The organism is Pseudoxanthomonas sp. SGT-18, from assembly GCF_003931645.1.
Taxonomy (GTDB): Bacteria; Pseudomonadota; Gammaproteobacteria; order Xanthomonadales; family Xanthomonadaceae; genus Pseudoxanthomonas.
Genome location: NZ_RRYJ01000005.1, coordinates 58,788 through 79,668, shown reverse-complemented (window position 1 = coordinate 79,668; position 20,881 = coordinate 58,788). Strand labels below are relative to the sequence as shown.

Sequence of the window (20,881 nt, the reverse complement as noted above, 5' to 3'; positions counted from 1 at the left end):
GCCACCGACTGACGCCACGTGGCCGGCAGGCGCCGGCCACGTTCCCCCGTGATGTCGCCATCCACATCCCATCCGCACACGCATCCGGGCCTGGCCCGCGGCGTGGCCAGCGGCGTGGCCGCCGGCGCGCTGTGGGGCCTGGTGTTCCTCGCGCCACAGCTGCTGCCGGATTTCAGCGCCCTGCAGCAGTCGGTGGCGCGCTACCTGGCCTACGGCGTGCTTGCGCTGGCCCTGCTCGCGCCGCGCTGGCATCGCGCCACCGCACCGCTGGGCAAGGCGGAATGGCGCGCACTGGTCGTGCTGAGCCTGCTGGGCAACCTGCTCTACTTCGTGCTGCTGGCCAGCGCGATCCATGCCGCCGGCGGCGCAGCGACCGCACTGATCGTGGGCCTGGTACCGGTGGTGGTCACCGTGGCCGGTGTACGCCGCCGCCATTCCGGCGGCCCGCGCCTGCGCGCGCTGGCCGGCCCCTGCGTGCTGTCGGTGCTGGGCATGGCCCTGGTGGCCGTCGATGCGGTGCGCGCCGGACGCGGGCTCAGCAGCGATGCCGCCAGCAGCATCGGCGGGCTGGCCTGCGCGGTCGGCGCGCTGGTGTCGTGGTCGGCGTACTCGGTCGGCAACGCACGCTGGCTGGAGCGGCGTCCGGACATCTCCAGCCGCGACTGGTCGCTGCTGACCGGCGTGGCCACCGGCGGCCTGGCCCTGCTGCTGGCGCCGCTGGCGCTGCTGTGGGATGCATCCGCGCACGAGCCGGGCGCCTGGCTGCGCCTGCTGGGAATCTCCTCCGCGCTGGCCCTGTTCGCCTCGGTGGTCGGCAACGCGTTCTGGAACGCGGCCAGCCGCCGCCTGCCACTGAGCCTGGCCGGGCAGATGATCGTGTTCGAAACCCTGTTCGCCCTGCTCTACGGCTTCCTGTGGGAATGGCGCCTGCCCGGGCTGCTGGAAATCGCGGCCATCGCCTGCCTGCTGGGCGGGGTGCTGTGGTGCGCGGCGCTGCACGCACCGGCGCAGGCGCCCGCGCACGCCGGTTAGCCGCGGCCGGGGGCGGCCGATACACTGCACGATCCCCCCGTACTTCCCAGGAACACCATGCTGCACGCCCAGGTCCACCTCACCCTCCCGGTCTGGATCCACGAGGCCGTCGATCCGGCCGCCGTCTATGCCACGGACGAGGACAAGGTGGCGCTGGCGATCGAGCTGTCGCGCCGCAACGTCCAGGCGCGCAGCGGCGGTCCGTTCGGCGCGGTGGTGTTCGGGCCGGATCACCGGGTGATCGCGGCCGGCGTGAACCGCGTGGTGCCGCACACCACCTCGCTGGCGCATGCCGAGAACATGGCCTACATGCTGGCGCAGCAGAAGCTGCAGACCCCGCGCCTCAACGACGTGCTCTCGCCGGTGACCCTGGCCACCTCCTCGCAGCCGTGCTGCCAGTGCTACGGCGCCACCATCTGGGCCGGGATCGACCGCCTGCTGATCGGCGCCCGCGCCGAGGACGTGATGGAACTGACCGAGTTCGACGAGGGCCCGCTGCCGGCGGACTGGACCGGCGAGCTGGAGCGCCGCGGCATCGCGGTGGCGCGCGACATCCTGCGCGGGCAGGCGCGCGAGGTGTTGCGCGCCTACGGCGAGAGCGGCGGCGACAAGTACTGATGCGATCCACGCAGATGCCGGAGGCCACCCGATGAACGGACTGCTCGGCTACTGCCGCCAGGGCTTCGAGCCGGAACTGGCCGCCGAGCTGGGCGAGCGTGCCGCGGCCGCCGGCATCCCCGGCTACGCCCGCGCCAGCCGCGACGACGGCTACGTGCTGTTCGTCACCGGCGACGCGGCCGACGCGCGCGCGCTGGAGCGCGCCCTGCCGTTCCGCGAGCTGGTGTTCGCGCGGCAGAAGCTGCGCCTGCTGGCCGAGCTGCGCGGGATCGATCCGAAGGACCGGCTGGCGCCGCTGCTGGCGGCGTTGCCGGAGGGCCTGCGCGTGGGCGATGCCTGGGTCGAGCATCCGGATTCGGACGCCGGCAAGCCGCTCTCCGGCCTGGCACGCAGCTTCGGCAACGCGCTACGCCCGGCGCTGCGCAAGGCCGGCGTGCTCGGCGCGAAGGAAGACCCGCGCCTGCCGCGTCTGCACGTGTGCTTCCTGGCCGGCGACCACCTGCTGCTGGCCCTGGCCGACCCGCGCGACAGCGCGCCCTGGCCGCTGGGCATCCCGCGGCTGAAGCTGCATCCGGAAGCGCCCTCGCGCTCGGCGCTGAAGCTGGAGGAGGCCTTTCTGGTCCTGCTGGGCGAAAGCGAGCGCGAGCGCCTGCTGCGTCCCGGCATGACCGCGGCCGACCTCGGCGCCGCGCCCGGCGGCTGGACCTGGGTACTCACCCGCCACCACCTGCGCGTGACCTCGGTCGACAACGGCCCGCTGCGCCAGCACGTGCTGGACACCGGCCTGGTCGAGCACCTGCGCGCCGACGGCTTCCACTGGAAACCGGCCCAGCCGCTGGACTGGATGGTGTGCGACATGGTCGAGCAGCCCAGCCGGGTGGCCGCGCGCATGGCGCAGTGGTTCGCCGAAGGCTGGTGCCGGCAGGCGGTGTTCAACCTCAAGCTGCCGATGAAGAAGCGCTGGCAGGAAACCCGGCTGTGCCTGGACCTGTTCGCGGCCCAGGCCGGACGCCCGCTCACCATCCGCGCGCGCCAGCTGTACCACGACCGCGAGGAGATCACGGTCCTGGCGATGCCCGCCGCCATCCGTGGCGGCCGGCCCCGGGGTCTTTCTTATTCGCCGGTCGCGTAGGGCGAACGCAGCGGCTGCGGCTGGCGCCCGAGCGAACCGCCGTAGCGGTCCAGCAGGAAGCGCAGGTACAGGTTGGTGCCGAACTGCTGGTAGTCGCGGGCGTTGTTGAGGTCCATGCGTCCGCCCAGGAACAGCTGCCGCGACAGCTGCCATTCCGCCGCCGCGCTGAGGTTGTAGGACACCCCGGTCTTGCTCTGGCCCGCGTACACCGGCTCGAGGTACTGCGGGGTCAGGCCCAGCAGCGCGGCCAGCGAGGCGGCCTCGTAGGCGGCGGCCTGCAGCTGCGGATCGTCCGGGAAGTACGGTGCCGGATCGACCCGGAAGTGCTGCACGCCGACGCTGGCGTCCACCTGCCAGGCCAGGCGCTGGCTGGCGCTGCGCCCCGTCCAGTGCGCCGGGAAGCCCAGGTCGAAGTACGACTGCGGGCTGAAGTAGCCGCCGTGGCCGTAGGTGAAGCCGCTGAGGTTGCGGTCGTGGCGCATGGCGGTGAGGTTGAGGCCGGCGGTCAGCGACTGGTTGTCGGTCTCCAGCGCGTGCACGTAAACGCCCACGCTGGCCTCCTGGCGGTCGTTGCCGGCCACGTTCTCGCCTTCCAGCCGGTGCCAGGCGAAATTGCCATAGGTGCCCAGCAGGCCGTTGTCCATGGTCGCCTCGACCTTGGCGCCGGTGGCGGTCACTCCGCCCCACTGCATGCCGGTGCGCGGATCCTCCACGCCGGCGAAGGACAGCAGGCTGTCGGTCAGCGGCCGGCGCGAGGCCTCCACGCCCCAGCTCACGGTCTCGCCGGCCTGGCCGCGGTACGCCACGCCGCCGACCACCTGCGACTGGCGGAAGCCCAGCGGCGTGCTGCCGATGTCCAGGCGCAGGCCGCCGTGTTGGTAGGCGACCGCCACGCCCGCGCCGCTGGCGTCCTGGGCGCCCACCGGGCGCGCGCTGGCGGCGTTGGCGACCATCGCGTACAGCGTGTCCTGGAACGCCAGCGGGGTCTGGGTCGCGCTGGAACCGCGCGCCAGCCCCTGCAGCTGCGCCTGCTGCTCGGCGGTGAGGCCGCGCGCCAGGGTGGCGTTGCCGAGGATCTGCGCGGCGATGTCGCCGATCGGCAGGTTGCCCAGGTCGCGCGAGAGCACGTAGGCCGGCAGCGGATCCTGGTACAGCGCCTGCAGCGCCGCGGCGCGGCGCTCGGCCGCGGTCAGGGCGCCGTCGGTCTGGTTGTACAGCTCCTGGTAGCGGCCGCTGGCCAGCGCGGTGTCGTAGATCAGGTTGCGGGTGGCGTTGGTGTCGCCGCGGGTCAGCAGCAGCTGGTACAGGCTGGAGCCGACCAGCTTGTCCACCGGCTCGCGGTCGGCGGCCAGGGCCCCGGCCAGCGCCGCCTGCGGGCCGCCGCCGAAGCGGCTGGCCACCCCGTACCCGGCATCCATGCTGCCGGCGTCGAGGATGGTCGGGGTGACCGCCACCTGCAGCTTGCCCTCGCCCACGGCGAAGCGGCCCTGCAGCGGCACCTGCAGGTCGTCCAGCCGGCCCAGGCCGGCCTCGCCGTCGCGGCTGCGGTAGGCCGCGGCCACGCCCAGCTGGCTGCTGTTCTGGCCCTGCAGTTCGCGCAGCTCGTCCAGCACCGGGTTCGGGCTGGCGCGCTGCGCGCGCGGCGGGGCCGCCAGGGCCGGCTGCGGCGCGCTGGCCACGGCCGTGCCCGGCACCGGCAGGGCCAGGGCCGGCTGCGCTGGCGCCTGCGGGACGACCGCCTGCAGCGCGGCCGGCGGCGGCAGGTCGGTGCCGCGCGTGGGCAGCGGATCCGGCGCGAACCCGGTGGTGGCCGCCGGCGGCGGCAGCGCGCCGTTGGCGGCCGGCAGCATCGCCACCGGTGCCGGCGCCGCCGCGGCCGGCGTGGCCAGCGGATCGAAGCGCTCGCCGCGCAACGCCCTGCCACGGGCCTGGCCGCCGGTCAGGCCGGCGAACGGGTTGAAGGCACGGCCGCCGCTGCCGGCCAGCGCGGTGCTGGCCGCCGGATAGCCGTGGTCGGCCTGCCCGGCCTCGCGCGCCTGCGCGGCCAGGGCAGCACGGAAATAGCGCTCGGCCTTGCGGTTCTGCCCGGCGGCGCGGTACGCGCGGCCGGCGCCGGCCAGCACCTCCGGCGACTGCGGCTGGCGCGCCAGCGCCTGGCCCAGGTAGTACTCGGCGGTGTCCAGGTCGCGCAGGGCGGCGGCGCTGCCGGCGGCGGCAACCATCGCGTCGACGTCGTCCGGGGCCAGCTGCAGCTGCTGCTGGTACAGCGCCAGGGCCTGGCGGTGGTCGCCGGCGGCCGCGTACAGCCGCGCCAGCGCGGCCACGGTGCGCGGATCCTGCGGCTGTTCGGCCAGGACCGGGGCCAGGGTCTCGTAGGCCGCCTCGAGGTTGCCCATCTCGCGCAGCGCGTCCACCTGGCGCAGCACGTAGCCGGTGCGCAGGTCGCGGTAGCGCGCGGCCTGGGCCGGGGTCATCGGCGCCTCGTCGAGCTTGCGCAGCAGCGCCGCCAGTTCGGCGTCCTGGCCGGCGCGCAGCAGCACCGCGGCGTATTGCAGGCGTTCCTCGGTGCCGGCGTCGGGACCGGACAGCAAGCGCTGCGCCAGCACCAGGGCGCGCTGGCGGCTGCCGATCCGGGCATAGGCCTCGGCCAGCGCGCCGGCGGCATCCGCGCGCTGCAGGCGGTCGCCCAGCGAGGCCTCGACCCGCGCCAGCAGCAGCTGCGCCTCGCCGGTGCGCTGCTGCGCCGCCAGCTGCCGCGCGCGCGCGGCCTGCACGTGGATCCAGGCCACGTCGTGCAGCGCCGCCATCGCGCCGTCGCGCGAGCCGGCGGGGATGCGCTCGAGGGTGGCGTAGACCGCGTTCCAGTCGTCCTGCTCCTGGGCGTAGACCGCCGCCGCGTGCAGCGCCTGCGGGGAATCGTCCAGGGCCAGCAGGCCTTCCATGATCGCCCGCGCCTGGTCGGGGCGGCCGCCGCGCTGGTACAGGCGCGCCAGCTCCAGCCGCAGCCAGGGATCGCGGCCCTGCTCCAGCAACGCGTCTTCCAGTTCGATCCGGGCCGCGTCAAGGTCACCGGCGGCCAGCGCCTCCTGGGCGCGGGCGCGGGCCAGCGCCGCGCGCAGCGCGCCGGCGCCGCCGGCCTGCTCGCGCTGGGCCGGGGTCAGGCGTTCGTACAGCGCCGCGGCCTCGGCGGCGCGGCCTTGGCGGCCAAGCAGGCCGACCAGGCCCTGCAGCGCGCCGGCGTTGGCCGGATCCAGTTCCAGCGCCTTGCGGTAGCCGGCTTCGGCCGCGGCCGGATCGGTGCCCTCCTGCAGCTGCGCCAGCAGCACGTGGCCGGCCGGTTCGCGCGGCATCGTCCGCACCGCCGCGGACACCCGGGCGATGGCGTCGGGCCCGCCGTTGCGGGCCTCCTGCAAGGCCTGCCAGTACTGCGCGGTGTCCGCCGCCTGCTGCCACTTGCGGTTGGCCGCCGCGGCCGGGCGCAGCAGCTCGCCGGCCTCGGCGAAGCGCTGCTGGCGCAGGCGCACCGAGCCCAGCCCGCCGAGCGCCTCCGGATCGCGCGGGCGCGCACGCAGCACCTGGGCGAAGCGCGCCTCGGCCACCGCGTCGTTGCCCTCCTCCAGCGCGCGGAAACCCTCGCCCAGCAGGCGCTGGTTGGGGTCCTGCTGCGCCGCCGCGCCCTGGCCGCGCAGCTGCGCGGCCTTGGCCGCGACCTCGCGGTCGTTCGGCTGCAGCTTGAGGAATTCCTCGTACAGCGCGGCGTCGCCGCGGCTGGCGTTGAGCCACAGCAGGGCCTGGCGCCAGGCCGCGCGCGCCGGGCCACCGACGTCCTCGCGCGAAGCCAGCGCGCGCAGGCGCGTGATGCCCTCGCGCCGGGTCGGCTCGCGGTAGGTCAGGACCTGGCCCAGGGCCAGCGACACCGCCGGCGCCGGGTTGTTGCCGGCCAGCCGGCGCAGGCCATCGCGCGCGCGCTCCCAGCCGTCAGGGGTGCCGGCCAGCACCTGGTAGTACTCCAGCGCCAGGTCGTCCGGCGGCGCGGCGTTGCCGAAGGCCTGGTCGTAGGCACGCACTGCCTCGGCGTAGCGGCCGGCGGCGGCGGCGCGGCGCGCGGCCTGCAGCTGGCTGGTGCCGCCGCCCCCGCCGCCCAGGGCCATGCGCAGGCGCGTGGTCTGCGGCGCGTCCGGATGCGCCGACTGCAGCTGCGCCAGGCGCCGCTGCGCCTCGGCGCGGCGGCCCTGGTTGAGGTCGATCAGGCCCAGGCCCAGCAGTGCGTCCGGCTGGTTGGGGTCGACCGCCAGCAGCTTGCGCCAGGCATCGGCGGCCAGGTCCTCGCGGCCCTGGTCGAGCCAATAGTTGCCCTGGTTGACCAGCTGCTGGGTGGCCGAGGGCGACTGCGCCGCCAGCGGCGCGGCCAGCACCGACAGGCCCAGCAGGCAGAGCGGTTTCAGCGTTTGGCGGAACATGGCGTACTCCAGGCGGGTTGCAGGCGCCCGTCGGCGGCGATGCGGTAGCGGCGATCGACCCAGCCCTTGCCGAACAGCACCAGGCAGCGGTCGTAGTAAGGCAGCGAATCGGCGGCTGCGCCGGAGGCAGGCACCAGCGTAGCCTGGGCGCGGACCAGGGCGCCCTGGCCGTGCGCGGCCAGGTACGGCAGCAGCGCGGCGGCGAAACCCGGCGGCGGCGTGCCGATGCCGACGCCGTTGCGCACGTCCACCTTCTCGGCGAACGCGCCCTGCGCGCGCAGCATGCGCAGCGGCCCGGACAGCGCTTCCAGCAGCGGCTTGCGCAGCGGATCGGCCGGATGGGTGATGCCGGCCCACAGGTAGGTGCGGATGGCGTCGTAGCTGCCCATCGGCCCCTTGTCCGGATCGGTGACGAAGGCGCGCCCGTTCCAGCGGATCCAGTCCGGGGCGAAGCCGTTGGGCGCGGCCTGGCGCAGCAGGGCCACGCTGCGCTCGGCCAGCTTCGCCCACGGTCCCTTGGGGTCGGCCAGGGCGAAGCGGCGGAACGCGAACAGCGGCAGGTAGCAGGGATTGAGGGTCCAGGAGTCGCCGTGGGCAAAACCGCGGTTGCCCGGCAGCAGCATGGTGCCGAAACCGGGCAGGTCCACCACCTCGGCCTTGCGCATCAGCGCCAGCACCTGGCGCCCGGCCGCGGTGAAGCCCGGGCGGTTCCACAGGCGCCCGGCCTCGAGCAGGGCGTAGGCGATCCACAGCTCGCCGTCGGCGGCGGTGTTGGGGTCCAGCACCCGCCAGCTGCCGTCGCCCGCCCGCCCCCACAGCCAGGCCGGCAGGTTGAGGTCGGCGCGGCCGCCGCTGAGGTGGCGGCGGGTCCAGGCCAGGATCCGCTCGAACAGCAGCTGGTCGTTGTCGACCAGGGCGAAGAACAGGCCGTAGGACTGCGATTCGGAGGTGCTGCGCAGGTCGGGATTGGCGAAGTCCACCACCCGCCCGTCCTGCTCGACGTGGCGGGCGACGAACGCCTGCCATTCCCGCCACGGCCCCGGGCAGGCCGGGGCCGGGGCCGGGATGGCGGCGCGCAGGCGCGCCGGCAGCGCGCCGGCGCCAGCCGCGGCCAGCAGCGCGCGCAGGGCGTGGCGGCGGACCGGATCCGGCCCGTGGCTGGCGTGCTCCATCAAGCCCCCGACTTCAGCCGGGCGGCGGCACGGCGCCGCAGCAGCCCGCGCGCGAGCAGCGCCAGCAGCAGGCTGCCCGCGCACACCAGCACCGCCAGCCACAACGGGTGGTTGGCGAAGAACCAGCGCATCGCCGTCAGCGGCGGCAGGCGGCCGACGTGGTAGGTCTGGTTGCCGGCCAGGCTCACCAGCCTGTCCCGCTGCAGCAGGACCACGCTGCCCTGGAACAGGGCCAGCTTCTGCGGGTCGAACCAGGCCTCGAACAGGCGCGTGGCCTGCGCCGGGTCGTCGGCCATCAGCGCGACCACGCTGCGGCGCGCGCGCAGCGGCGACTCGAAGCCCATCAGCACCACGTCGCCGGCCTCCGGGCGCACCGCCACCTCGGCGGTGGTCGGCAGGTCGGTGCGGCGCGCGTCCGGCGAGAGGAACGGCAGCTTGCGCCCGATCCAGTCGCTCAGCGCGAAGCGCCGGTCCTCGCCCTGCCCGCCCACCGGCAGGTGCGCGGCCCAGCGCTCGAACAGCGGCTGGTTGCGGCGCGAACCCAGCACCAGCAGGTCGCGCCCGGCGTGCTGCTCGACCTGGGCGGCGGAGACCACGCGCGCGCGCAGCGCCGGGTAGCCGGTGGAGGCACCCATGCGCCCGAACAGGGCCAGGGCATTGGCCACGTCGTCGGCGCCGGGGTTGTCCGGCATCACCAGCGCGGTCTCGGCCAGGTCGGCCAGGCGGGTGAACGGGAAGCCGGCGTTGCCGAACGCCGCCAGGTTGGGCATGGCGATGAAGTGGGCGAAGCCGCTGACGTCGATGGTCGAATCGCCATCGATCGCCGCCGACACGTCGGGGAAGGTGTTCTTGCAGGCCTCCGCCACCGGACGGTCGAAGAAGAAGTGGAAGCGCAGCTGGCTGCTGGCCGAGAACGGGCCGGTCGGCAACCGCAGCGGCTGCTCGATCGGCATGCGGCCCTTCGGCGCGACCTGGTGCCACAGCTGCACCGGCAACGCCCGCCCGCGCGGCCGCCCGTCCAGCGGCAGGGTGGCGACGAAGGCGTCGTTGATGCTGACGTTCAGCGCCGAGCGGTTCGCGCCCTCGGGCAGGGTGTAGCGGTAGCGCAGCTTCACCGGGATGCCTTCGCTCTCCCACACGAACAGGTCCGGGGCCAGGCGCAGGCCGATCCGGACCAGGTCCGGGTGGTAGCCGCGCACGTTGAGCGCGGCCGTGTCCGGCACCAGTTCGTCGAAGCGCACCGGGCGGTCGCCGGGCAGCCAGGCCGGCGCGTCGTAGGGCTTGCGCGGCGCGGCCTCGCGGAAATCGCGGACCAGCGCACGCTCGCCCGCCAGCGGGGTGCCCAGCGCCAGCGCGCTGGCGGCGGTGCGCAGCTCGTCCTCGTCGCGGCCCAGCACCAGCAGCAGCTTGGCGTTGGGGTCCTGCGGGTGGGTGGCGACGGCCAGGGTCGGGCCCTCGACCTCCGGCAGCTCCACGCCCGGCGGCGGGTTGCGCGGGGTGCCGAACAGCACCGCGTGGCCCTGGGCCGGCAACATGCCGGTGTAGGCGGGGAACAGCGCGCCGCGGTAGCCGGCCAGGGCGCCGAACCAGGACGCGGTGATGCCGGCCGCCTGCAGGGTGGCGTTGGACGGCTGCCCGGCGAACACGAACGGCAGCTCCAGGCGCGCGGTGTCGCGCGGGTCGAAGAACGGCAGCGGCAGCAGCGACAGGTCGTCGGCCAGCTGCAGCGGCGCCCAGGCCAGCTCGATGTAGCTGCCGCGGTCGATGTTGGCCCACAGGCTGGTGTGGTCCGGGTCCTCGCAGTCGCGGGTGTAGTGGCCGATCAGCTGCAGGTTGATCCAGTTGTGGTCCACGAACAGGCGCGGGTCCAGCTCGATGTCGCGCTCAAGGTCGCGTCCGCCGTCCTCGGCGGGCACCGGCACGGTGGCCGCGGTGACGCCGTTGACCGTGACCTTCAGGTGCGACAGGTCCGGCAGCAGCGCCGGCGAATAGCTGTACTTCAGGTGCAGGGTGGCGCGCTGGACCACCTGGTCGCTGCGCACCGGAAACGGCACGCCGGCGGTGCCCTCGACGCCGCGCAGGGTGATCTCGTAGTCCACGCCCAGCTGGCGCAGGGTGGTGCGGCTCTGGCGCAGCTCCTGGCCTTGGGCCGCACCGGCGGCCGGGTCCTGGGCATGGGCCAGTCCGAACAGGAAGGCGAAGGCGAACGCGGCCGGGATTCTCAGGCGCATGCGGGCGGTGGTGGTCTGGGTGGAGGGCCGGTGGCGGGGGTTCATGCCTTCTCCCCCGCGCGCGGGCCGCGGAAGCCTTCGCGGCTGCTGCTGGCCACGTGCCGGCCCAGCGCCACGAAGCCGCGCATGCTGGCGCGCAGCACGCCGCCCAGCGAACCGAGGAAGGTGTCGCGGTCGTGGCGGCCCCACTGCGAGAGCCACAGGTCGGCGCGGGCGAAGGTGGAGGCCACCAGCCAGCGTTCCTGTTCCAGGTCCAGCTCGCGGAACTCGATGCTCAACCCGTGCTCGTCGCGGTCCTGGCGCACCACCGCCGGCAGGCTGCAGCTGCGGCCGCGGTGGCCCAGCTCGACCTGGACCTCGGTGCCCGGGGCCAGCGGGTGCGGCGCGTCCGGGCGCAGGGCCATGCCGCCGGTGGAGAAGTCGATCGTGTGGCAGGGCACGCTGGTACCGTCCGGCAGGTGCAGCAGCGCCGGCATGCGCAGCGGCACGCGGTGGGCGCGGCGGATCTGGCGCTGCTCGCTGCAGGTGGCGATGGTCGCGCCGAGGATCATCATGTTGTAGGCGGTCCAGCCGAGGTTGAGCCACAGCGTCTGCACCTCGCCCTCGGAGCCGCCGAACACCAGCCGCAGGATGCCGGCGGCCATGCCGGTGAGGTTGAGCACCAGCAGGAACAGGTAGGGCTTGGCGATCTGGGTGTCGAAGTAGCTGCGCTGCACCAGGCCACCCTTGGCGGTGACGTTGAACTTGCCCAGCTTAGGGTTGATCACCGCCATGGTGGTCGGCAGCAGGATGTACCAGGCGAGGGTGGTCTCGTAGACCTCGTTCCACAGCAGGCTGCGGTAGTGGCCCTGCACCCGCAGGTTGGTCAGGCCCGACTGCACGATGTGCGGCAGCGCGTAGGCCAGGATCATCAGCGCCGAGGCGTGGATCACGTGCGCGCCGAACAGCAGGAAGGCCAGCGGCGCGGTGAGGAAGATGATCCGCGGCAGGCCGTAGAAGAAGTGCAGCATCGCGTTGGTGTAGCAGATGCGCTGGGCGAAGCTCAGGCCGCGGGCGAACAGCGGGTTGTCGACCCGGAAGATCTGGGCCATGCCGCGCGCCCAGCGGATGCGCTGGCCCACGTGCGCCGACAGGCTCTCGGTGGCCAGGCCGGCGGCCTGCGGGATCGGCAGGTAGGCGCTGTCGTAGCCGCGCTGGTGCAGGCGGATGGCGGTGTGCGCGTCCTCGGTCACCGTCTCCACCGCCACGCCGCCGACCTCCTCCAGCGGGCCGCGCCGGATCACCGCGCAGGAGCCGCAGAAGAAGGTCGCGTTCCAGGCGTCGTTGCCGTCCTGGAGCAGGCCGTAGAACAGGTGACCTTCGTTGGGCACCTTGCCGAAGGTGCCGAGGTTGCGCTCGAACGGATCGGGCGAGAAGAAGTAGTGCGGGGTCTGCACCACCGCCAGCTTCGGGTCGCGCACCAGCCAACCCATCGCCACCTGCAGGAACGAGCGCGAGGGGATGTGGTCGCAGTCGAAGATGGCGACGAACTCGCCGGAGGTCTTCTTCAGCGCGGCGTTGATGTTGCCGGCCTTGGCGTGGCTGTTGTTGGTGCGGGTCAGGTAGTGCGCGCCGGCCTGCTCGCAGAACTCGCGCAGCCCCTCGCGGCGGCCGTCGTCGAGCACGTAGACGTTGAGCTTGTCCTCCGGCCAGTCCAGCACCGAGGCCGCCAGCACGGTGGTGCGCACCACCGCCAGCGGCTCGTTGTAGGTGGGGATGAACACGTCGACCGTAGGCCACTGCGACTGGTCCTGCGGCAGCGGCACCGGCCTGCGGTTGAGCGGCCAGGCGACCTGGAAGTAGCCCAGCACCAGCACCAGGAAGGCGTACAGCTCGGCCACGAGCAGGCCGCTGCCCAGGACCAGGTCCAGCGGGGTCCCCACGTCCATGGTGCGGGTCAGGCGCCACCAGATGTAGCGGGTGGACATCGTCAGCGACAGGCCCATCAGCGCCAGCACCACCAGCCGGCTGGAACTGCGCCGCAGCAGCAGCGCGGCGACGAACACCGCCGCCGACAGCACGAACTGCTGCTTCACGTCCAGCGGCACGCTGGCCACGAAGCCGACCAGCGCCAGCCCGGCGACCCACAGCGCGGCGGTCGCCAGCTTGCCGCCCACGACGCTTCCCTCCCGCTTGTCCCCCAGTCCCATTCGCATGTCCTCGTCGCGTCCGGGCGCCCGGATCAGTTCCCGCCGAACCCGGCAGGCGCCCGCCTGGCTGGATCAGTGGCCACGCAGCCGCCGCAGCGGGCTCTCGTTGCCGGTCTCCGCGCGGGCCCCTGCCAGGCGGTCGAACAATTGCTGCAACGGCGTGCGCGGCGCCGGCGGCAGCGCGCGGGCGGCAGCCGGGGCTGCCGGGACGGCGGACGCGTCTTCGCCGGCCCCGATCGCGATCGCGGGAGTCGTTGCCGTTGCCGTTGCCGTTGCCGTTGCCGTTGCAGGTGCAGGTGCAGGTGCAGGTGCCGGCCTTGCCGCCGGCGCAGGCGCGGGCTTCGGCGTCCGCAGGCGCCGGGTGCCGAAATCGCGGTAGTCCACCCCGCCGTCTGCGCCGAGGCGGTTGAACAGTCCGGCGACGTCGTCGTCGCCGCTGCTCGGGGAGTTCGGGTCGCGCATCGGGGAGGCCCTCAGGTCACGCGGCACAGCACGTAGCTGTCGACATGGCCGGCATCGGCCTGGGTACACACCACGTCCAGCACCGGCGCGCCTCCGGCGGCGTGGAACCAGGCGCGGTAGACGCCTTCCAGGTAGGCGGCAAGCCACGGCCGCCCGGTTCCGCCCGCGGCCGCCAGCGGCGAGGCGCCGTGCCGGACCAGCACGCAGTCAGGCTGCTCCTCGAATTCCACCCGGCCCCAGTCCAGCGCCGCCCACACCGCGTTGGCCGCGTCCTGCAGCGCCTGCAGGGTCGCCGCCTCGGGCAGCGGATGGGCTGCGGCGAAGCGCCCGCCGAGCCGCGCCATCAGGCGCGCGCGGTCGCTCTCGTCCAGCCCCTGTTCCAGTTCCTCGCACAGCGCGCGCACAAAGCCCTGCCATTGCGGCGAACAGCAACGGGAGCGGTAGTGGTCCAGCAGGTCGGCAGGGCTCATGCGGCAACTCCCCGGTCGAGGCCAGGGCAATGGGGGAAGGGGGATACGGACCCGAGCTTTCGCAAGACCGGCACCGAGTACCGGCGCACAAAAATATGCGAATTATGTCGCAAAAACCAGCGCCACAGTATTCAGTTAGCCAACTGACGCACCACGTCACTTTCTGACGCATTGAGTCACACCCCTCGCCGGATCAGCGTTCTGGGGGCTCGGCCACCGAGAATACCTGACGCAGGTAGGCCAGGTAGCCTGGGTCGTCGACCATGGTCTTGCCCGGGCTGTCGCTGAGCTTGGCCACCGGCTGGTCGTTGCAGCGGACCATCTTCATCACGATCTGCAGCGGCCTGGGGCCGAGGTCGTTGGTGAGGTTGGTGCCGACCCCGAAGGACATGCGGCAGCGGCCGCGGAAGTGGTCGTACAGCGCCATCACCCGCTCGATGTCCAGGCCGTCGCTGAACACCAGGGTCTTGGTGCGAGGGTCGATCCGGTGGGCCTGCAGGTGGGCGATGATCCGCTCGCCCCATTCGAACGGGTCGCCGGAGTCGTGGCGCATGCCGTCGAACAGCTTGCAGAAGTACAGGTCGAAGTCGCGCAGGAAGGCATCCAGTCCGATCACGTCGGTCAGGGCCACGCCCAGGTCGCCGCGGTACTCGCGCGCCCAGGTATCGAACGCGGCCACCTGCGAATCGCGCAGGCGCGGGCCCAGGGCCTGGAACGCCTGCAGCCACTCGTGGGCCATCGTGCCCTGCGGCACCAGGCCGTACTTGCGCGCGAAGTACACGTTGGAGGTACCGACGAAGTGGCTGCCGAACTCGGCGCGCAGGTGCGGCAGCACCTCGCCGTGCCAGGCGTGCGAATAGCGCCGGCGGGTGCCGAAGTCGGTGATCACGCAGTCCTCGAAGCCCACCGCCTCGCGCAGGCGCGCGGTCTTGGCGCGGATCCGGCGCAGGCCTTCCTCACGGTCCGGCGGGCCGTAGGTGCCGGTCATGTACAGCTCGCTGACGATCGCCAGCAGCGGCACCTCGAACAGGATGGTGTGCAGCCACGGCCCGCGCACGCGCAGCTCGATGCCGCCGTTCTCGTCCGGGTTGGCGCGCAACTGCACGTACTTGCGGTCGAAGTGGAACAGGCCGAGGAAGTCGACGAAGTCCGGCTTGATGAAGCGCAGCCCGCGCAGGTAGTCCAGCTCCTCCGGGGTGGCGCGCAGCGCGCACAGGGCGTCGATCTGGTCGGAGATCGCGTCCAGGTACGGGACCAGGTCCACGCCTTCGCTGCGGCAGCGGAACAGGTACTCGACCTGGGCGCCGGGATGCTGGTGCAGCACCGCCTGCATCATCGTCAGCTTGTACAGGTCGGTGTCCAGCAGCGAGGGAATGATCGGCACGGTCGCCTCCGGGAGCGTCATCGACGCGGCCACATGCGCGGCAGCCGCGCCAGGAAATGGGCCCAGATCGCGGCGAACACCGCGGCACGGACCAGCGGTCCGCGACGGGGCGCCTCGAAACGGGAGAAGTAGCGCCAAAGCCCGCGGTGCTTGTGCCACTCCACGAACAGCGGGCGCGAGCGGCTGGACACGCCGCGCACGTGCAGCACGGCCACGTCGTTGGCCACCGCCACCAGTGCCCCGGCCCGGCGCGCGCGGCGGCACAGGTCCAGGTCCTCGGCATGCAGGCGGTAGCCTTCGTCGAACCCGCCGATGCGCCCGAACAGCTCCCGCGGCACCAGCATCAGCGCGCCGGACACCGCGTCCACCGGCTGCAGCGCGCGCTCCGGATCGGCCGCCACGTCCAGCTTCGCCGCGGCCGCCGGGTTGCGCAGCATCGCCGCGAAGTCCGGATCGCGGCGGCGCGCGGCGCCGTCGTGCACGCCGTCCTCGCCGTACAGGTCCGCGCCCAGCAGGCAGGGCCCGCCATGGGCGAGCGCGTGCGCGCGCAGGCGCACCAGCGAGTCGCGCTCCACCTGCAGGTCGGGATTGACGAAGGCCAGCCACGGCGCATCGGTGTCCGCCGCGCCCTGGTTGCAGGCCACCGCGAAGCCGGGATTGTCGGGGTTGGCGATGAAGCGCACCCGCGGGTCGGCCACCGCGTGCTGGCGCGCGATCTCCAGGGTGCCGTCGTCCGAACCGTTGTCCACCACCCGGATCTGGGCGACCCCGTCGGCGATGCGCAGCCGGTGCAGGCAGGCGTCCAGAGTCGAGGCGCTGCGGTAGCTGACCACCACCGCGGCGATGTCCGCCGGCGTGCTCACGCGCTGGCCCCGGCAACGTCGAACAGGTCGTCCTGGCGGCTGTCGCGCAGGCGCGCGTGCAGGTCCTGCAGCTCGGCGCGCGCGGCACGCAACGGGTCGCGCATCAGGAAGTCCGCCAGCCGTGCCTGCCAGGCCGGCCAGCGCGCGGCCAGCAGGTCGAGGTCGCCCGGGGCCGCCCCGCCCTCGCCGCCGCGGGCGACGAACGCGGTCTCGCACAGCACGTTGCGCCAGCCCAGCCCGGCCAGGCGCAGCGACAGGTCGGCCAGGGCCCCATACCAGGAGCCGAAACTGGCCGTGTCCAGGCCGCCGGCGCGGGCGCGCGCCGAACCGCGCAGGGCCACGGCGTGGTCGACCGCGGTCGGCAGCTCCGGGTGGCGCGGCGCCATCGCCGCGCAGGCCTGCGCGGTCAGCGCCGGATCGGCCGGCGCCGGCGCGACCTCGCCCAGGCGCGGCCAGCTGGCGACCTCCCCGGCGTTGCACCACGGGGTGGCGGTGGCGATGGAGGCGTCACGCGCCAGGCAGGCGGCCAGCTGCGCCAGCCAGCCCGGCAGCGGCCGCGCGTCGGCCGAGAGCACCACCACGTCGGCGTCGCCGCAGGCGGCCAGCATCTGCTGTAGGTGCGCGACCGGTCCGACCGGCTGCGGGCGGCGGGTGTACTCGGCGCGCAGCCGGGTGCGCTGCAGCCAGCGCTCCACCAGGGCCACGCCGCGCGGGCCGGCCTGGGCGTCGTCGGCCAGCCACACCGGGGTGCCGGCGGGCGTGGCGGCGTCGAGCGCGGCCAGGCAGGCATCCAGCGCGTCCTCGTCGGCGGCAAGCGGCAGCAGCACGATGGGCAGGTCGCTCACGGCGGGACCGGGACTCCTTCTGGAAACGGCGCAACTTTAGCAGGGCCGCGCGCCCGGCCCGGATACGCGACGGCGCCCGCCGGGGCGCCGTCGTTCACTCCATGTCCGGGGGGCTCAGCCGACCCACACGCGCGCGTTGCGGAACATCCGCATCCACGGCGAGTCGGCGCCCCAGTCGCCCGGATGCCAGCTGAGGTTGACCGTGCGCGCCACCCGCTCCGGATGCGGCATCAGGATGGTGGCGCGGCCGTCCTCGCTGGTCAGGCCGGTGATGCCGTCCGGCGAGCCGTTGGGGTTGAGCGGATAGGTGGTGGCGATGTTGCCGTCGCCATCCACGTAGCGCAGGGCCACGCGCGCGGCGGCCTGGTCCACCGCCGAGTCGAACTCGGCGCGGCCCTCGCCGTGCGCCACCGCCACCGGGATGCGCGAACCGGCCATCCCGCGCAGCAGCACCGAGGGCGACTCCACCACCTCCAGCAGCGAGGTGCGGGCCTCGAACTGCTCGCTGCGGTTGCGCAGGAACTTCGGCCAGTGGCGGGCACCGGGGATGATGTCCTTGAGCTGGCTCATCATCTGGCAGCCGTTGCACACGCCCAGCGAGAAGGTGTCCTGCCGGGCGAAGAACGCGGCGAACGCGGCACGCAGCTCCGGGCGCTCCAGGATCGAGGTGGCCCAGCCGCGGCCGGCGCCAAGCACGTCGCCGTAGCTGAAGCCGCCGCACGCCGCCAGGCCCTTGAACCCGTCCAGGGTGGCGCGGCCGGCGACCAGGTCGCTCATGTGCACGTCGACCGGCGCAAACCCGGCGCGGTCGAACGCGCGCGCCATCTCGATGTGGCTGTTGACCCCCTGCTCGCGCAGGATCGCCACCCGCGGGCGGGCGCCGGTGTTGATGAACGGCGCGGCCACGTCCTCGGCCGGGTCGAAGCTCAGCTGCGGCTTCAGCCCCGGGGCGGAGAAATCGCGCGCCACCGCGCGCTCCTCGTCGGCGCTGTCGGGGTTGTCGCGCAGCTTCTGCATGGCGTGGGTGACCGACCACCAGGCATCGAACAGCTCGTCCCACTCCCACTGCGCCAGCAGCGCACCGGAATGGCGCACGCGGACGCGCGGAGTGCCGGTCGGACGGGCGATGCGCTGGGCACACTCGGTCAGGGCATGGCGCTCGACCAGGTCGGCGAACGCGGCGCGGTCCTCGTCGGCGACCTGCACGATCGCGCCCAGCTCCTCGTTGAACAGGGTGCGGAACGGATCATCGCCCCAGCCGTCGAGCACGATGTCCAGGCCGCGGCGCGAGGCGAAGGCCATCTCGCACAGCGCGGCGAAGGCGCCGCCGTCGCTGCGGTCGTGGTAGGCCAGCAGCAGCCCGGCCTCGCGCGCGTCGCGGATGAGGGCGAAGAAGTTGCGCAGGCGCTCGGGGTCGTCCAGGTCCGGGACCTCGCCGCCGAACGCCGGCAGCTGGCCTTCGGCGTGCACCTGGGCCAGCACCGAGCCGCCCAGGCGCTGGCGCCCGCCACCCAGTCCGATCAGCCACAGGTCGCTTTCCGGCTCGGCGGCCAGCAGCGGGGTCAGCTGCCGGCGCACGTCGGCCACCGGCGCGAACGCCGAGACCACCAGCGACACCGGCGACACCGACTTCTGCGGCTGGCCGTCGGCCTGCCACTGCGCCTGCATCGACAGCGAGTCCTTGCCCACCGGGATGCTGACTTCCAGCTCCGGGCACAGTTCCATGCCCACCGCGTGCACGGCGTCGTACAGCAGCGCATCCTCGCCCGGGTGGCCGGCGGCCGCCATCCAGTTGGCCGACAGCTTGACCTGCTCCAGCGCCTCGACCGGCGCCGCACACAGGTTGGTGATCGCCTCGCCCACCGCCATGCGCGCGGCCGCGGCCGAATCCAGCAGGGCCAGCGGGGTGCGCTCGCCGATCGCCATGGCCTCGCCGGCCACGCCGTCGTAGTCGGCCAGGGTGATGGCGCAGTCGGCCAGCGGCAGCTGCCAGGGGCCGATCATCTGGTCGCGCGCGGTCAGGCCGCCGACGCTGCGGTCGCCGATGGTGACCAGGAAGCTCTTGGCGGCCACGGTCGGGTGCGCGAGCACGCGCAGGCCGGCCTGGCGCAGGTCCAGCGCGGCGGTGCTCAGCGCCGGCCACGGCGCGGGCGCCGGGTGCACGGTGTCGCGGTGCATCTTCGGCGGCTTGCCGAACAGCACGTCCATGGGCAGGTCGATCGCCGGGTCGGCCGGGATGTTGCCCGGGGTCGCGCCGTAGGCCACGACCAGCCGCTGCTCGGCGGTGGCCACGCCCACGGCGGCGAACGGGCAGCGCTCGCGCGCGCAGATCTCGGCGAACTCGTCCAGGCGTTCGGCCGGGATGCCCAGCACGTAGCGCTCCTGCGACTCGTTGCACCACAGCTCCAGCGGCGACAGCGACGGGTCGTCGGTCGGCACCTTGGCCAGGTCGATCACGCCGCCCACGCCGGAGTCGTGCAGCAGCTCGGGGATGGCGTTGGACAGGCCGCCGGCGCCGACGTCGTGGAAGAAGTGGATCGGGTTGCGCTCGCCCATCGCCACGCAGCGGTCGATGACCTCCTGGCAGCGGCGCTCCATCTCCGGGTTGTCGCGCTGCACGCTGGCGAAGTCCAGGTCCTCGGCGCTCTCGCCGGAGGCCACCGAACTGGCGGCGCCACCGCCCAGGCCGATCAGCATCGCCGGGCCGCCGAGCACGATCACCGCGTCGCCGGGCTTGAGCGGGATCTTCTCCACCTGCACGCGGTCGATCGCGCCCAGGCCGCCGGCCAGCATGATCGGCTTGTCGTAGGCGCGGACCAGCTTGCTGCCGTCCGGGCCCTCGCCTTCCGGCAGCTCGAAGCTGCGGAAGTAGCCCAGCAGGTTCGGCCGGCCGAACTCGTTGTTGAACGCGGCGCCACCCAGCGGGCCGTCGAGCATGATCTCCAGCGCCGGGGCCATGCGCGGGTTGAGCGCGCGCTCGCCCTCCCACGGCTGCGGCAGCGTGGGGATGCGCAGGTGGGACACGGTGAAGCCGGTCAGGCCGGCCTTGGGCTTGCCGCCGCGGCCGGTGGCGCCCTCGTCGCGGATCTCGCCGCCGGCGCCGGTGGAGGCGCCCGCGAACGGCGAGATCGCGGTGGGATGGTTGTGGGTCTCGACCTTGATCTGGAACGCCGAGGGCACCGGCGGCTCGCTGCGGTACTCGCCGGTCGCCGGGTCCGGGCGGTAGCGCGAGGCCACGTGCCCCTCGATCACCGCGGCGTTGTCGCTGTACGCGCTGAGCGTGTGCTGCGGCGCCTTCTGGTGGGTGTTGCGGATCATCCGGAACAGGGAACGCTCCTGCTCCTTGCCGTCGATGGTCCAGCTGGCGTTGAAGATCTTGTGCCGGCAGTGCTCGGAGTTGGCCTGCGCGAACATCATCAGCTCGACGTCCGAGGGATCGCGGCCCAGCTCGGCGTAGCGCGCGCGCAGGTACTCGATCTCGTCCTCGGCCAGGGCCAGGCCCAGGCGGCGGTTGGCCGCTTCCAGCCCGTCCAGCGGGATGCGCTCCAGCGGGCGCCGCGCCGGGGCGGCGAACAGCGCCGAGGCCGCCTCGCGCGACTCCAGCAGCGACTGGGTCATCGGGTCGTGCAGCAGCTTGCCGAGCGCGGCCTGGGTGGCGGCGTCGTCCGGCCAGCCCGCCAGGTCCAGGCGCATGCCGCGCTCGACCCGGGCGACCGGCTGGCCGGCGCCCTGCAGCAGTTCGGTGGCCTTGCTCGACCACGGCGAGCGCGTGCCCAGGCGCGGCACCACGTAGCGCGACAGCGCGCCTTCGGCCCGCGGCGCCGGCTCCGGGCCGGCCTGGAGGATGCGGCTGAGCGCGTCCGGATCCGGTGCGGCATCGCCCGGCTGGACGAAGTAGACGTGCCAGGCGCCTTCGATGCGCAGGCCGGGGACGAGGGACTGCAGGCGGGTTTGGAGCCGTTGCCGGCGGAACGGCGAAAGGGCGGGCGCGCCCTCGAGGACGATCATGTCCGGGAGATGTCG

Annotated in this window: 13 protein-coding genes; 3 read left to right on the top strand and 10 right to left on the bottom strand. The window is 73.7% G+C overall.

Annotated features, from left to right (window positions below; all coding sequences use genetic code 11):
• The first annotated feature begins 51 nt into the window (after positions 1–51).
• From EIM47_RS08430 to rlmM, 3 genes are read left to right on the top strand one after another with little or no spacing between them, the layout of a single operon-like run.
• Positions 52–1,032, top strand: a complete 981-nt coding sequence (locus EIM47_RS08430; RefSeq protein WP_125076674.1) for a DMT family transporter — start codon at positions 52–54, stop codon at positions 1,030–1,032.
• A gap of 57 nt (positions 1,033–1,089) precedes the next feature.
• Positions 1,090–1,650 (top strand): nucleoside deaminase, encoded by a 561-nt coding sequence (locus EIM47_RS08425; RefSeq protein WP_125076673.1) that lies wholly within the window; start codon positions 1,090–1,092, stop codon positions 1,648–1,650.
• Positions 1,651–1,681: 31 nt separating this feature from the next.
• Positions 1,682–2,782 (top strand): 23S rRNA (cytidine(2498)-2'-O)-methyltransferase RlmM, encoded by a 1,101-nt coding sequence (gene rlmM, locus EIM47_RS08420; protein WP_125076672.1) that lies wholly within the window; start codon positions 1,682–1,684, stop codon positions 2,780–2,782.
• Here the strand turns inward: rlmM and EIM47_RS08415 are convergent.
• From EIM47_RS08415 to purL, 10 genes are all read right to left on the bottom strand, one after another.
• Positions 2,764–7,242, bottom strand: a complete 4,479-nt coding sequence (locus EIM47_RS08415; protein WP_125076671.1) for a cellulose biosynthesis protein BcsC — start codon at positions 7,240–7,242, stop codon at positions 2,764–2,766. The two genes, rlmM and EIM47_RS08415, sit on opposite strands and share 19 nt — an antisense overlap.
• Positions 7,224–8,414 (bottom strand): cellulose synthase complex periplasmic endoglucanase BcsZ, encoded by a 1,191-nt coding sequence (gene bcsZ, locus EIM47_RS08410; protein ID WP_125076670.1) that lies wholly within the window; start codon positions 8,412–8,414, stop codon positions 7,224–7,226. Before bcsZ ends, EIM47_RS08415 begins: the two co-directional genes overlap by 19 nt.
• Positions 8,414–10,690 (bottom strand): cellulose biosynthesis cyclic di-GMP-binding regulatory protein BcsB, encoded by a 2,277-nt coding sequence (gene bcsB / locus EIM47_RS08405; RefSeq protein ID WP_125076669.1) that lies wholly within the window; start codon positions 10,688–10,690, stop codon positions 8,414–8,416. The genes bcsZ and bcsB overlap by 1 nt, the downstream gene beginning before the upstream one ends.
• Positions 10,687–12,834 (bottom strand): UDP-forming cellulose synthase catalytic subunit, encoded by a 2,148-nt coding sequence (gene bcsA, locus EIM47_RS08400; RefSeq protein ID WP_125076668.1) that lies wholly within the window; start codon positions 12,832–12,834, stop codon positions 10,687–10,689. Before bcsA ends, bcsB begins: the two co-directional genes overlap by 4 nt.
• 72 nt (positions 12,835–12,906) lie before the next feature.
• A complete protein-coding gene (locus tag EIM47_RS15660; protein WP_164514574.1) occupies positions 12,907–13,296 on the bottom strand; it encodes a hypothetical protein in 390 nt (129 codons plus the stop codon).
• A gap of 11 nt (positions 13,297–13,307) precedes the next feature.
• Positions 13,308–13,766, bottom strand: coding sequence for a cellulose biosynthesis protein BcsD (gene bcsD / locus EIM47_RS08390; protein ID WP_019399538.1), 459 nt, complete (start codon positions 13,764–13,766; stop codon positions 13,308–13,310).
• Between the two features lie 193 nt (positions 13,767–13,959).
• Positions 13,960–15,150 carry a nicotinate phosphoribosyltransferase gene (gene pncB, locus EIM47_RS08385; RefSeq protein ID WP_026010716.1) on the bottom strand — a complete coding sequence of 397 codons (1,191 nt, stop codon included), beginning with the start codon at positions 15,148–15,150 and terminating at the stop codon, positions 13,960–13,962.
• A 17-nt stretch (positions 15,151–15,167) separates the two neighbouring features.
• A complete protein-coding gene (locus tag EIM47_RS08380; protein WP_125076666.1) occupies positions 15,168–16,013 on the bottom strand; it encodes a glycosyltransferase family 2 protein in 846 nt (281 codons plus the stop codon).
• The gene (locus EIM47_RS08375) at positions 16,010–16,858 is read right to left on the bottom strand and encodes a glycosyltransferase (protein ID WP_125076665.1); all 849 of its coding nucleotides are present in this window, start codon (positions 16,856–16,858) and stop codon (positions 16,010–16,012) included. Before EIM47_RS08375 ends, EIM47_RS08380 begins: the two co-directional genes overlap by 4 nt.
• 114 nt (positions 16,859–16,972) lie before the next feature.
• Positions 16,973–20,866: a phosphoribosylformylglycinamidine synthase gene (gene purL, locus EIM47_RS08370; protein WP_125076664.1), complete on the bottom strand. Its 3,894-nt coding sequence runs from the start codon at positions 20,864–20,866 to the stop codon at positions 16,973–16,975.
• Between the last annotated feature and the right edge of the window lie 15 nt (positions 20,867–20,881).

Coding starts and splice junctions, on each gene's coding strand:
- bcsA (WP_125076668.1), bottom strand. CDS start 12,834: ATGGGACTGGGGGACAAGCGGGAGGGAAGCGTCGTGGGCGGCAAGCTG.
- purL (WP_125076664.1), bottom strand. CDS start 20,866: ATGATCGTCCTCGAGGGCGCGCCCGCCCTTTCGCCGTTCCGCCGGCAA.
- rlmM (WP_125076672.1), top strand. CDS start 1,682: ATGAACGGACTGCTCGGCTACTGCCGCCAGGGCTTCGAGCCGGAACTG.
- bcsZ (WP_125076670.1), bottom strand. CDS start 8,414: ATGGAGCACGCCAGCCACGGGCCGGATCCGGTCCGCCGCCACGCCCTG.
- bcsB (WP_125076669.1), bottom strand. CDS start 10,690: ATGAACCCCCGCCACCGGCCCTCCACCCAGACCACCACCGCCCGCATG.
- EIM47_RS15660 (WP_164514574.1), bottom strand. CDS start 13,296: ATGCGCGACCCGAACTCCCCGAGCAGCGGCGACGACGACGTCGCCGGA.
- bcsD (WP_019399538.1), bottom strand. CDS start 13,766: ATGAGCCCTGCCGACCTGCTGGACCACTACCGCTCCCGTTGCTGTTCG.
- EIM47_RS08430 (WP_125076674.1), top strand. CDS start 52: ATGTCGCCATCCACATCCCATCCGCACACGCATCCGGGCCTGGCCCGC.
- EIM47_RS08415 (WP_125076671.1), bottom strand. CDS start 7,242: ATGTTCCGCCAAACGCTGAAACCGCTCTGCCTGCTGGGCCTGTCGGTG.
- EIM47_RS08425 (WP_125076673.1), top strand. CDS start 1,090: ATGCTGCACGCCCAGGTCCACCTCACCCTCCCGGTCTGGATCCACGAG.